This window comes from Kitasatospora sp. NPDC059599 (assembly GCF_042735125.1).
Classification (GTDB): domain Bacteria; phylum Actinomycetota; class Actinomycetes; order Streptomycetales; family Streptomycetaceae; genus Kitasatospora.
On the sequence record NZ_JBHWCL010000069.1, the window covers coordinates 33413 to 46212 of the forward strand.

At 75.5% G+C, this 12800-nt stretch carries 11 protein-coding genes; 8 read left to right on the plus strand and 3 right to left on the minus strand.

What is annotated here, in order from left to right; genetic code table 11:
• Positions 1–138: 138 nt before the first annotated feature.
• A complete protein-coding gene (locus ACFV04_RS23570; RefSeq protein ID WP_380344165.1) occupies positions 139–879 on the plus strand; it encodes a PIG-L deacetylase family protein in 741 nt (246 codons plus the stop codon).
• Here the strand turns inward: ACFV04_RS23570 and ACFV04_RS23575 are convergent.
• The 3 genes from ACFV04_RS23575 to ACFV04_RS23585 all read right to left on the minus strand — a co-directional run bounded on the left by ACFV04_RS23575 (position 876) and on the right by ACFV04_RS23585 (position 2726).
• Positions 876–1679 carry a DedA family protein gene (locus ACFV04_RS23575; RefSeq protein WP_380531878.1) on the minus strand — a complete coding sequence of 268 codons (804 nt, stop codon included), beginning with the start codon at positions 1677–1679 and terminating at the stop codon, positions 876–878. The two genes, ACFV04_RS23570 and ACFV04_RS23575, sit on opposite strands and share 4 nt — an antisense overlap.
• Positions 1680–1729: 50 nt before the next feature.
• The gene (locus tag ACFV04_RS23580) at positions 1730–1924 is read right to left on the minus strand and encodes a DUF1918 domain-containing protein (RefSeq protein WP_360268138.1); all 195 of its coding nucleotides are present in this window, start codon (positions 1922–1924) and stop codon (positions 1730–1732) included.
• 121 nt (positions 1925–2045) lie between these two features.
• Entirely contained in the window at positions 2046–2726 is a 681-nt protein-coding gene (locus tag ACFV04_RS23585) for a TetR family transcriptional regulator (RefSeq protein ID WP_380531881.1), read from the minus strand.
• 350 nt (positions 2727–3076) lie between these two features.
• Between ACFV04_RS23585 and ACFV04_RS23590 the strand changes: the two genes are divergently transcribed.
• Genes ACFV04_RS23590 through ACFV04_RS23620 form a run of 7 tightly spaced genes read left to right on the plus strand, consistent with a single transcriptional unit; the run spans position 3077 to position 12687 of the window.
• Positions 3077–3874 carry a phytanoyl-CoA dioxygenase family protein gene (locus ACFV04_RS23590; RefSeq protein WP_380344175.1) on the plus strand — a complete coding sequence of 266 codons (798 nt, stop codon included), beginning with the start codon at positions 3077–3079 and terminating at the stop codon, positions 3872–3874.
• A gap of 11 nt (positions 3875–3885) precedes the next feature.
• On the plus strand, positions 3886–4455 hold the full coding sequence (locus ACFV04_RS23595) for a DUF6309 family protein (protein WP_380344178.1): 570 nt from the start codon (positions 3886–3888) through the stop codon (positions 4453–4455).
• Positions 4452–8933, plus strand: coding sequence for an AMP-binding protein (locus ACFV04_RS23600; RefSeq protein WP_380531886.1), 4482 nt, complete (start codon positions 4452–4454; stop codon positions 8931–8933). Before ACFV04_RS23595 ends, ACFV04_RS23600 begins: the two co-directional genes overlap by 4 nt.
• Positions 8934–8962: 29 nt before the next feature.
• Positions 8963–10291 carry an aspartate aminotransferase family protein gene (locus ACFV04_RS23605; protein ID WP_380531902.1) on the plus strand — a complete coding sequence of 443 codons (1329 nt, stop codon included), beginning with the start codon at positions 8963–8965 and terminating at the stop codon, positions 10289–10291.
• A gap of 11 nt (positions 10292–10302) precedes the next feature.
• A complete protein-coding gene (locus ACFV04_RS23610; protein ID WP_380344183.1) occupies positions 10303–11166 on the plus strand; it encodes a TauD/TfdA family dioxygenase in 864 nt (287 codons plus the stop codon).
• A complete protein-coding gene (locus tag ACFV04_RS23615) occupies positions 11154–11921 on the plus strand; it encodes an SDR family oxidoreductase (RefSeq protein WP_380344186.1) in 768 nt (255 codons plus the stop codon). Before ACFV04_RS23610 ends, ACFV04_RS23615 begins: the two co-directional genes overlap by 13 nt.
• Positions 11922–11925: 4 nt before the next feature.
• A complete protein-coding gene (locus tag ACFV04_RS23620; RefSeq protein WP_380531891.1) occupies positions 11926–12687 on the plus strand; it encodes a class I SAM-dependent methyltransferase in 762 nt (253 codons plus the stop codon).
• Positions 12688–12800 lie beyond the last annotated feature (113 nt).

A 12800-nucleotide genomic window follows, 5' to 3' on the forward strand; every position in this document is an offset into this window, starting at 1 on the left:
GACGCCAACCCTTGACGCTCGCCTCAAGGGTAAGCACGCCTTTCAGGAGGGTGTCTGACGATGTGTGAGGGGCGCCGGTCTTCTAGAGTCACCGGCGGTACGACAGTACGACCGTGAGCCGCACCGAGAGGGAACAGCATGACCGAGCAGGCACCCGAGCCCTACGAGCACGTGGACGAGGACTGGCAGACCGCGCTGGCGATCGTCGCCCACCCCGACGACATGGAGTACGGCGGCGCCGCGGCCGTCGCCCGCTGGACCTCGCAGGGCAAGAAGGTCGTCTACGTGATGGTCACCAGCGGCGAGGCGGGCATCGACTCGCTGGACCCCGCCGAGTGCGGGCCGCTGCGCGAGGCCGAGCAGATCGCCTCGGCACGCGTGGTCGGCGTGGACACCGTCGAGTTCCTCGGCCACCCGGACGGCGTGGTCGAGTACGGACTGCCGCTGCGCCGGGACATCGCGCGCGCGGTGCGCCGGCACCGCCCGGACATCGTGGTGACCAGCAACTTCCGTGAGACCTACGGCGGTGTGTTCCTCAACCAGGCCGACCACGTCGCGGTGGGCCGGGCCACCCTGGACGGGGTCCGGGATGCCGGCAACCGCTGGGTGTTCCGCGAGCTGGTGGCGGAGGGCCACGAGCCGTGGAACGGCGTGCGGCAGATCTGGGCGGTGGCCTCGCCGGAGTCGAAGCACGCGGTGGACACCACCGACCACTTCGACCTGGGCGTCGCCTCGCTGGAGGAGCACAAGGCGTACCTGGCCGGTCTCGGCGGGGCGATGGGGGACGCCCGGGAATTCCTGGAGGGCTTCGGCCGGGGCGCGGGCAGCCGGCTGGGGACGCGCTTCGCGGTGCCGTTCGAGGTGTTCCCGCTGAGCTAGTCGGAGGGCCCGTCGGGCTTGCCGGAGCCGGAGCCGGAGCCGGAGCCGGAGTCGGGTTCGGTGTCGGGTTCGCTGCCGGTGCCCTCGTCGGCCCCGGCGTCCGGCCCGGCCCCGGCGTCCGGCCCGGACTCAAGCCCGGCCCCTGCGTCCGGCCCGGCCCCGGCGTCCTCGCGGCGCCGGCGCCGGTAGCGCAGGACCTGCCGGAGCAGGAGGGCCGCGACCAGCAGTCCGAGCCCGATCGCGAACCAGAGCTGGTAGCGGATCGCCGTCCGGTACACGGCGCCGATATTGGCTCCGGCGAGGTAGCCGAAGGTGCCCCAGACGCCGGTCCACAGCACCGCGCCGAGCACGTTGAACGGCAGGAACCGGCGCCAGGGCATCCCGGTGGTCCCGGCGATGATGCCGTTGGTCTGGCGCAGCACGTCCACGAAGCGGGCGACGGTGACGACCTTGCCGCCGTGCCGTTCGAAGAAGCCGTCCGCGCGTTCCATCCGGGCCGGGGTGAGCAGCACGTAACGGCCCCAGCGGTGGACGAAGGCGCGCCCGCCGGTGCGGCCGATCAGGTAGCCGAGGCTCTGGCCGAGCGTGGCGGCGAAGGTCGCGATCACCAGGACGGCGGCGAAGTCCAGGTGCCCGGCGCCGGCGTACACCGAGGCGAGGATCAGGATGGTCTGCCCGGGCACCGGGATGCCGCAGTTGTCCAGCAGGACGAGCAGCGCCACCGCGAGGTACCCGTACTGGTCCAGCAGTGGCGCGAGCCCGGCGAGTGCCCCGGGCAGGGGCGTCGTGGGGGTGGACACCGCTCCTCACCACCTCGCGCGGCGGGCGCGCGGGGTGGTCGGGGAGTCGGTCAGCGTCCCGCCTGGCGTTGTTCGACGTTGCAGTCGGGGCCGGGGTAGATGAGACCCTCGTGGCCGTCCTCGAAGCGGACCACGTACGGCGGCTGGCCGTCGGCGCCGCGCACCTCGATGATCTCGCCCTTCTGGTCCACCATGCCGACCGACCTGCTGTGGATGTGGAGCTGGTCGCCTACCGCTGCGTGCATGGTCTGCTCCTCGGGTCGTGGTGGCCGCCTCCGCGGCCGTTCCGCTATCCACTGTGCTGCGGGCGCGGCGGGCTCGCAACGCCTCGGGCGGACGGGACACGGGGGATCCGTGCGGCGGGCGTCAGCGGGCGGTCGCCTGTTGCGCGAGGTAGCCGCGGACCAACCGCTTGCACTCGGCGATGAGGGTGGGATCGCCGTTCGGGTCGCTGCGGAAGGCGAGTTTGAGCACCGCGTCGGCGGCCTCCAGGGCGACCCGCAGGGTGAGCGTGGTGGCGGCCGGGTCGGTGGTGCGGAACACCTCGCCGCCGAGGGCCTGCAGGCGCAGCGCGACGGCGGTGTTGTTGTCGACGCCCGCGTCCAGCAGGTGCAGGTCGTCCCGGACCCCGGCGGGGACGAGCGGGCCGGCCAGGCCGAAGTCGACCTGGCCGAAGCCGGGCACGGCGCGCTTCATCGCCACGAACTCGTCGACCGCGAGGTCGGTGAAGGCGGCGGGGCCGACCGGGGCGGCGGCGGCCAGCCGGGCGTCGAGGCGCTGGAGGTACCGGTCGAGGTTGCGGCCGGCCAGCGCGGCCAGCAGGTCCTCCTTGCCGGCGAAGAACTGGTAGAGGGTGCCGATCGGCACCCGGGCCCGGTGGGCGACCTCCTTGGTGGTGAGCGCGGTCGCCCCGACTTCGTCGAGCAGCCCGGCGCAGGCGTCCAGGATGCGGCCGTACCGCTCCTGGCTGCGCTGCTGGACCGGTCGCCGGCGGGCCGACGGGGCCGTCCGGCCGGCTGCCACGTGACTCCGGGTGTCCGAGCTCATGGGCTCACTCTGCCCCATCCGCTGTTCCGGCGGCGAATCACCGGGACGGGAGCGGCCCGGTGTGCTTCGTGGGGGAGGAATGGACTGGTGGCCGGAGCTGAACGGCACGGTGGCGGGAAGGTGTCCACGAGTTGGTAATGGTCTTGTCGTGGACGCGATGACCGGTTCATACTCCTGGGGCGGACTACCTTGCGTGATCGACGCGTGCCTCTTCGTGGTGGTCGCGATTCGGCTGTGGCGGCTGTGACCTGCGTCCGCCGCCACCGGAAGTCTGGATGAACGCGTGTGCCTCCTAGCTCGTGCCACGTCCCGTTGTCCGTCCCGCAGAACGGAAGGAGGGGGTCGGTTCGGTGACGCCGTCCCGCGGAGGGCGTGAGGCCCTCGACACCGAGCACCGCCGGCAGTTCCTGGAGGCCGGCTACCTGGTCCTGCCCGGCCTGCTGCCGGAGGTCCTGCGCGAACGACTGGTCCCCGAGGTGGACCACTGGGTGGACGAGGGCCTGCGGGCCCGGTCGATCGCGGCCTGCGCCGACCCCGGCCGGCACGGACCGCCCCCGCTCCTGGAGCTGGAGCTGCCCGCCCACGGCGAACTCCTCACCCACCCGCCGTTGCTGCGCACGCTGACCCGCCTGCTCGGGCCGTCCTTCGTCTTCCACCACCTGCACAGCGACCGTCAGGCCCCGGACATCCCGGGCAAGCCCTGGCACCACGACCGGGAGCCCCACGACGGCTCCGACCCGTCGCTGCTGATGGTCCACGCGCTGCACTACCTCGGCGGGCTGGACGAGAAGGTCGGCAGCCTGGCCGTGCTGCCCGGGTCGCACCGCAGCGCCCTCGACAAGTCCGCGTTCGCCCACCACGGCACCGCGGAACTGCCCGGCGAGGTGGTCATCGACCGGCTGCCGCCCGGGACGACGGTGCTGCTCGACTCGGCGCTGTTCCACACGCGCAGGCCCGCACCCGACGGGCCCGGCCGGGCCCGGTACTTCGTCGACGCCTCCTACTGCCAGGTGGGCGCGCGCTGGCGCCCGGTGAAGCCGTACTGGCGGCAGATGCTCGCCCGCGCCCGCGAGCTGGACCTGGCCGACGGCCAGTGGCCCGAGCTGTTCGCGGAACGGCACTTCACCGAGTACACCGGAACCGTCTGAGGAGCACTGCCGTGAAGATCGTCACCGCCGTCGCCTACTCCGAGGTCCACGACGCCTACCTGCGGGACCACCCGGTGGAGCGGGCCCACGAGGCGAACAGCAACGTGTACGGCGAGGAGAACATCGAACGCGCCGACGGCCTCCAGGGCGGCTGGTGGCGGATCAGGCTCTCACGGGCCGACGTCCTGGGCGTCGTCCTGCCCTGGCACCTCAGCGAGGGCGGGGAGCTCGAACTGGTGCCGCGCGCCGGGCTCACGGTGGGCGAGGCGGCCGAGCGGGTCCGCTCCGGCGGGGCCGCGTGGACGGCGGCCAACCCGGTCTGCGCGGCCAAGCTGCGGCTGCTGCGGTGGGCCCCGTTCACGCCGCTCTTCCTCAGCACCGCCCCGGTCGACCACTCCGACTACGGGGACCTCGCGGTCCGGGCCGGGCTGATCCACCTCGACGGCCTGCACCGCATGCTGGCCTGGGAGTTGGCGGGGAGGCTGCCCGCCCGGGCGGTGCTGGACGGGTACCTGGTGGGTGATCCCGGGGTGCCGGCCGGACGGGCCCGGGCGGGCCGGGCGGGGGACGAGTCGGCGTGACCCCCGCGACGCAGCACCTCCGGTCCGCACCACCCGCCCGGGCCGCCCGCTCGCTGCCCGAACTCCTCGCCCGCCAGGCCCGGGCGTACCCGGACCGGCCCGCGCTGAGCGACGGCGTCCGCACCCTCGACCACCGCGCGCTGGACGCCGCGGCGGGCCTCGTCGCCGCCCGGCTGGCCGCCGTCGGCACCGGCCGGGGGGACCGGGTCGCCCTGGTCGGGCCCCGGGACGCCCGGATGCTGGTGCTGCTGCACGGCGTGCTGCGGTCGGGCGCGGCGGCGGTGCTCGCCGACCCGGACTGGTCGGCGGCCGACCTCGCCCGGCGGCTGGCAGCGGTCCGGGTGGCACGGGTGCTCGCCACGGAGGCCGGGCTCGGCGGGGAGGTGGTGGACGTCGAGGCGATCACCCGGCAGTCCGCGACGCCCGCGGACGGCGCGGTGGAGACGGGCCGTGCGGTGGAGACGGACGGTGCGGTGGATGCGGCCGGGGCGGCGGACGCCGGGGCGGTCACCCGGTGGCCCGCGCCTGCGGACGACCTCTCCGGGGAGGACCTGGCCTACCTCTCCTTCACCTCCGGGTCGAGCGGCGAGCCCAAGGCGGTCGCCGTCACCCACGCCAACGCCGTGCACTACGCCCGGGCGCTGGCCGCGCGGCTCGACCTCACCGAGGCCGACGCGCCGTGCACCGCGCACGTCACCACGCTGGCCGCCGACCTCGGCCACACCGCCTGGCTGCTCGCCCTCGCCACCGGCGGATCGGTGCACGTCGTCCCGGACCGCGAGGTACGCGACCCGGAGGCGTTCTGGGCCTCGCTGCGGCGCGCCGGGGTGACCGTGCTGAAGACCACCCCGTCACACCTGACCGCCCTGCTGGAGGGCCGCCCGGCCGGGTCGCCGCCGCTGCACACCGTGCTGCTCGGCGGCGAGCCGCTGCCCCGCCCGCTCGCCGCCGCCCTGCTCGACGGCGGCACCACCGCCCGGCTGGTCAACCACTACGGCCCGACCGAGACCACCGTCGGCGCCACCTGCCTGCTCGTCACCGACGCCCGCCGGCTGCCCGCCGAGGAGGCGACCGTACCGATCGGCACCGCGATCGGCGAGGTGCGGCTCACCGTCGTGGACACTGCCGGACGGGAGGTGCCGGACGGCGCGGTGGGGGAACTGCTCATCGGCGGCCGCGGTGTCACCGCCGGCTACTTCGGCCGGCCGGCCGAGACGGCCCGCGGCTTCGTCCGGCGGGACGGGCAGCCGACGTACCGCACCGGCGACCTGTGCCGCCGACGGGCGGACGGCGACCTGGTCTTCCTGGGCCGGGTGGACCGCCAGGTCAAGGTGCGCGGCTACCGGGTGGACCTCGCCGAAGTCGAACGCGCCATGGACGGCTACCCGGGCGTCCTGCGCTCGGCGGCACTGCTGCGGGAGACCGCCGTCGGCGGCCAACTGCTGGGCGCGGTACGACTGTCGGGCGGGGCGGACACCGTGGCGGGCCTTGCCGACCACCTGCGGGACCGGCTGCCGGGCTACTCCGTGCCGCAGCCGATCCTGGTGCTGCCGGAGTTCCCGGTCGGACCGAACGGCAAGCTCGACCGGCAGCGGCTGGGCGAGCTGGTCGCCGAACTGGTCGGGGTCCGGGCGGAGTCGGAGGGCACCGCCGGCTCCGGCCTGGCCGGGCGGATCGCCGGGTTCTGGGCGGGCGCCCTCGGACTGCCCGCCGTCGGGCCTCGGGCCGACGTGCTGGGCCTCGGCGGGGACTCCATCCTCGCCATGCGCACCATCGCCTTCCTGCGGCGTGCGGGCCTGCGGGTCGCCTACGAGGACTTCTACCGCCGCCCGACGGCGGAGGGCCTGGCGGCCGCCGTCGTCCCGGTCGCCCCGGGCGTCCCGGGCGTCCCGGGCGTCCCCGCTCCGCGCACCGGGCGCGACGGCGTCCGACTCGCCCCGGCGCAGCGCTGGTTGTACCGCCAGCGGTCCGTGCGGGACGTCCGGCACTGGAACCAGTCCGTCCTGCTGCGCTGTCGCACCGCCGTGGACCCGGCGGCGCTCTCGGCCGCGGTCGCGGCCGTCCTGGAACGCCACCCGGCGCTGCGCCGGCCGGTCTCGCCGGACGGCTGCGGCGAGCCCCGACCGGTGTCCGGCCTCGACCCGGTCTCCTTCTCCCGGATCCCGCGCGCGGCCGGGCCGATCGCCGACACGATCGCCGGGCTCTGCACCGAACTCCACCGCAGCCTGGACCCGGCGGCCGGCCGGCTGCTGCGCGTCCACCTGTTCTCGGGTCCGGCCGGCACCGACGACCGGCTCGCGCTGATCGCCCACCACCTGGTGGTCGACGGGCTGTCCTGGCGGATCCTGCTGGACGACCTGGCGCACGCCTACCGGGCGGTGCTCGACGGGAAGCCGGCCGAGCTGCCGCCGACGGCGGACTTCTACGACTGGGCGGCGGCGGCACCGGCGGCGGGCTCCGTGGCGGGCCCCTCCGCCGTGCCGGACGCGGAGCCCGCCGTGGAGACCCCGGTCGAGCCCGTGACCGAGTCGGCGGCGGAGCCCGAGCCTGCGACCGAGTCGGCGGCGGAGCCCGAGCGCGAGCCCGTGACCGAGCCCGCGATCGGGCAGCCCCCGGTGGAGCCCGCCGCGCTCAGCTGGGCGCTCGACCCGGCCGCCACCGCCCGCCTGGTCGCGCGGCACGGTGGCGGGTCCGGACTGGAGGCCGTGCTGCTCGCCGCCTTCGCCGGGGCCGTCACCGGCTGGAGCGGCCGCCCCCGGCTCGCCGTGGAGGTGGAGACCCACGGCCGGGACGCCGTGGGCGACCCGGGCGAATTCCTGGACACCGTCGGCTGGTTCACCGCCGTCAAGCACGTCGCGCTGCCGGCCGGGGCCGACCCGGGGACGGTGGCGCGGCAGCTGCGCGCGGCGACCGTCCGACCGATGGACGGGCCCGGGCACCGGCCCGCCGTCGGGTTCAACTTCCTCGGCACCTTCCGGCTGCCCGAGGAGCCCGCCCTGGACTGGACCGTCGCCGACGAACAGGCCGGGACGGCGCGCTGCGCCGGGGGCGATCCGCTGTACGAACTGCGGCTCACCGCACGGATCGTGGAGCAACGGCTGGTCGCCGACCTGGTGTACGGCCGGGCCGCACTGTCGGACCTCGCCGCCGAGCGGATCACCGCCGCGTTCACCCGGGCCGTGGCCGCCGAGGCGGGGACGGAACCGGGGACGGAGGCTGGAACGGGGCCGGGGACGGAGGCGGGACCGGACACCGCCGACCCGGGCCCCGGGCCCGTCCGGGCGCCGCTGTCCACCTCCGGCCAGCTGCTGCACCCCGGCATCCCGCCGACCGCCCGGGCGGCGGTGCGTGAACCCGCCCGGGTGCTGCTCACCGGCGCCACCGGCTACCTCGGGCGGCACCTGCTGGACGCCTTCCTCCGGCGCGGCGCCGACGTCACCTGCCTGGTACGGGCCCGCGACGACGCCGAGGCGCTGCGCCGCCTGGGCCCCGGCACGGCCCGCGCGGCCGGTGCCGTCGCCGGGGACGTCGACCGGGACGGCCTCGGCCTCTCCCCGGCCGGTCTGGAACGGGCCCGGGGCGCGCGGATCGTCGTGCACGCGGCGGCGGACGTCCGGCTGGTGGCCTCGCCCGACGAGCTGGAACGCACCAACCACACGGCGGTGCGCCGCCTGCTCGGCTGGGTCGGCGAGCACGCCCCGGAGGCCCGCGTCCACCACGTCTCCACGCTCGCCGTGTCGGGCGGCGTGGACGGCCCGCCGCGCCGCTTCAGCGAGGCGGACCTCGGCATCGGCCAGTACTTCCGCACCCCGTACGAGCGGACCAAGTTCCGCGCGGAGCAGGCCGTCCGGGCCTGGGCGGCCACCGGGCACTCCGCCTACCTGCACCGCAGCGGCCACATCGCGGCGCACAGCCGCACCGGGGCGTTCCAGGCCAACGTCGGCGACAACCGGATCTACCAGCTGATCCGCGGCTACCTGCTGGCCGGTGCGGCGCCGCGCCGGCCGGGCACCGCGTTCGCGTTCTCGCACGTGGACACGGTGGCCGCCGGGATCGCCGCGATCGCCCTCGACCCGTACGCCGCGCCCGGGGCGTACCACGTCGAGTCGCCGTACGAGGTCCCGCACGACGAACTGGTGGGCTGGCTCGCCGGGCAGGGCCACCGGGTGCGGCTGACCGACGACGAGACCTTCGCGGCCGCCATCGCCGAGGCCGAACTCCGGCACCCGACGGCCGCCCGGCTGGCCGCCGCCTGGGCGCAGCAGGAGGAGCGCAACGTCCGGGTGGACAGCGCGTACACCACGGCGGCGCTCGACCGGCTGGGCGTGCGCTTCACCGCCCCGACCCCGCAGTGGTGGTCGGCGGCGCTCGCCTGGGCCGCCGAGGCCGGCTACCTGCCGGCCGCCCGGCCCGCCCCCGGGCCCGCCCTCGCACCCGACCACCCCGGATGTCCCCCCGTAGGCAGGACTCACCCGTGAAGGCAGGATCCAGCGTGACGTCAGGTTCCGTGTCCCAGCTCTCCCCGGTGCTCAAGCAGGCCACGCCGGTCGTCGCGGTCCGCGGCGAGGGCCTCCACCTCTACGACGCCGGGGGCCGCCGGTACCTCGACTTCACCTCCGGCGTGGGGGTGACCAGCACCGGTCACTGCCACCCGAGGGTGGTCGAGGCCGTCCGCGAGCAGGCCGGCCGGCTGATCCACGGTCAGTACACCACCGTGCTCCACGACCGGCTGCTCACCCTCACCGAGCGGCTCGGCGAGGTGCTGCCACCGGGCCTGGACTCGCTGTTCTACGCCACCGCCGGCACCGAGGCGGTGGAGGCGGCGCTGCGGCTCGTCCGGCACGCCACCGGTCGGCAGAACGTGATCGTCTTCGAGGGTTCCTTCCACGGCCGCACCATGGGCGCGGCCTCGCTCACCACGGCCGGCACCCGGTTCCGGGCGGGCATCGGCCCGCTGGTCCCCGGGGTCGCGGTGGCGCCCTTCCCGGCCGCCTTCCGGCTCGGGCTGTCCGAGGACGAGGCGGTGGAGCACGCGCTGCGCGGACTGGACGAGGTGCTGGCGACGGTCTCCGCGCCCGCCGAGACGGCGGCGATGTTCGTCGAGCCGGTGCTCGGCGAGGGCGGCTACGTGCCGGCTCCGCGCGGCTTCCTGACCGGGCTGCGCGAGCGTGCCGACCGGCACGGGATCCTGCTGGTGCTGGACGAGGTGCAGAGCGGCTTCGGCCGCACCGGCCGGTTCTGGGCCCACCAGTACGAGGACGCCCGCCCGAACGGGGACGCCCACCAGCACGGGGACGCCCACCAGCACGGGGACGCCCGCCCGAACGGGGAGGGCTTGCGTCCCGACGTCCTGATCACCGCGAAGGGCCTGGCCAGCGGTTTCCCGCTGTCCGCGATCGCGGCGTCCGCGGAGCTGATGGGCCGCGCCTGGCCCGGCTCGCAGGGCGGGACCTACGGCGGAAACCCGGTGGCCTGCGCGGCCGCCCTGGCCACCCTGGACGTGCTGCGCGAGGAGCGGCTGGTCGAGAACGCCGCCGAACAGGGCGAGCGGCTGCTGGCCGGGCTGCGGGCGGTGGCCGCCGGGGCGCCCGGGATCGCCGACGTCCGCGGGCTCGGGCTGATGGCCGCCAGTGAGTTCTGCCGCCCGGACGGCTCCCCGGATCCGGAGGCGGCCCGGCGCGTCCAGCAGGCGGCCGCCGAGCACGGCCTGCTGCTGTTGCCGTGCGGGATCCACCTCAACGTGGTCCGGATGATCCCCGCGCTGGTGGTCACGGCCGGGCAGGTGGACGAGGCGCTGGAGCTGTGGGCCAAGGCCGTCGCGGCCGGAAGCCGGTAGGGAGGAGAGCGATGGAGACGGTGAAGGAAATCGGCTGGAGCAGCCTGGAGCTGGACGCCCGGCGGGCGCTCTGGTCGCTCCCGCTGGGGGAGGTGGAACGGCGGCTGCTGTGGGCGGACGCGCGGGCCGGGCGGTGGGGCGCGGCGGAGCCGGTGCGCGCCTGGCTGCGGGAGTTCGTCCGGGACGCCGTCGCCTCCGTCGGTGTCACCCACATCGGCGGCCTGGTGGACCCGGCGCACCCGGAGGAGCAGATCACCGAGGTGCTCTCCTTCCTGCTGCGGGACTACGGCCGGATCGTCCCGCAGAACGGGCGCGGCGACCTCACCTCCGTGCTGCGCGACCAGGACGGCGACGGCAACACCGAACTCGGCTTCCACTGCGACACCTGCGACCTGCTCGTCCTGCTCTGCCTCCGGCCCGCCTTCGACGGCGGCGGGTTGACCAAGCTGGCGAGCGCCCGGCACGTCCGCGACCTGATCGAGCGGGAGCGGCCGGACGCGCTGGCCACGCTCTGCGAGGACTGGACGTTCGACCGGACCGGCCGGGCGGGCCCGCAGGTGGTGGTCACCCCGATCCTCTACCGCCAGAAGGAGGGGACGGTCGGCTGCTACTACCAGACCCGCACCGTCCGTTCCTCCCCGGACCGCGGCGGCCCTGAGCTGACGGACCGTCAGTGGGAGGCGCTGGGCGTCCTGGACGAGGTGCTGTACCGGCCGGAGATCGCGTTCGGGCTGCCGATGGCCGCCGGTGACCTGTTGATCATCCGTAACAGCCGCGTGCTGCACGGGCGTTCGCCGTTCGTCGACGAACCGGGCCGGTACGCACGCCGGATGCTGCGGATCTGGGTGAACGAGGGGGAGGAGTGGGCACGTTGACCGCACCGCACGGACGGGTCGCGATCGTCACCGGAGGCGGCAGCGGGCTCGGCCGGGCCTCCGCGCTGGCTCTGCTGGAGGCTGGCTGGACCGTCGTCGTCGCCGGGCGGCGCAAGGACGCGCTGGAGGAGACCGCCGCCCTCGCGGGCCCGGCCGCCGACCGGGTGCTGCCCGTCCCGACCGACATCCGCAGCCCGGAGGAGGTCGCCCGGCTCTTCGACGCCGTCCGCGACCGGTACGACCGGCTGGACCTGCTGTTCAACAACGCGGGCGCCGCCGCCCCGCGCCGGCCGATCACCGAGACCCCGTTCGAGGACTGGAACCGGGTGCTCGACACCATCGTCACCGGTGGCTTCCTCTGCGCCCGCGAGGCCTTCCGGGTGATGAGCACCCAGACCCCGCAGGGCGGGCGGATCATCAACAACGGCGCACCCTCGGCGTACGTGCCGCGCCCCAACTCGGTCGCGTACACGGCCGCCAAGCACGCGGTGCTCGGCCTCACCAAGGTGCTCGCCCTGGACGGCCGCCCGTACGGCATCTCCTGCGGGCAGATCGACGTCGGCAACGTCAGCCCGGTCGACGGCGGGCCGCAGCCGGCCGCGATGCAGGCCGACGGCACGATGGCGGTCGAGGCGACCATCCCGGTCGAGCGCTTCACCGAGGCGCTCGTCCTGATGGCCGCCCAGCCGCCGGACACCAGCATCCAGTCGCTGGTCGTGCTGCCGGCCACCATGCCGTTCGTCGGGCGGGGGTGAGCCGGTGCTGGTCAGCGCGCGCTCCTTCGAGGAGTACCGGGCCATGTTCGCGCTCACCGACCGGGACCTGGAGCAGCGCATCCTGGACTGCCCGGCCGGTGCGGCGGGGTTCGTCGCCGAGGCCGGGCGGCGCGGCGTCGACGCGGTCGCCGTGGACCGCCAGTACGCCGACCACCGGGAGGAGTTGGGCCTGCTGGTGGAACGGGAGACGGTCTTCAAGCGGGACCTGCTGGTGAAGGAGACGGCCGGCTTCGTCTGGTCCCGGTACGGCGACGTGGACGACATGATCGGCCAGTGGACCGCCAACGCCAGGGCCTTCCGGGCCGACATCGCCGCCCGCCCGGACCGCTACGTCGCCGGCTCGCTGCCCGAACTCCCCTTCGCGGACGACTCCTTCGACCTGGTGCTCAGCTCGCACCTGCTGTTCTCGTACGGCAACCGGCTCGACGAGGAGTTCCACCGGGCGGCGCTGCTGGACCTCGCGCGGGTGGCCCGCCGTGAGGTCCGGCTGTTCCCGCTGGTGGTGTACGACACCGGAGTCCGCTACCCGGAGCTGGAGCGGCTGCGCCGGGAGCTGGCAGGGCTCGGGGTCCCCAGCCGGGTGGAGCCGGTGGCGTACCGGTTCCAGCCGGGGGAGGGCGAGATGCTGGTGCTCTCCTGCGCGGACTACCGGGCTCCGGGGCGGCCGGCCACGGCGGCGGGGCGGGCACCGGCCGAGGACCGGGTGCGCTGGCGGCACCGGGAGGCGGCACGGCCGGGCCCCTGAACTCCGGCCCGCCGAGGCCGCCGGAGGTCCGCCGAGGCCACCGGAGGACGGGCGAGCCTGCCGGAGGACCTCCGGGGACGCCGGAGGCCGGTCGGGGCGACGTGGTGTCGCCC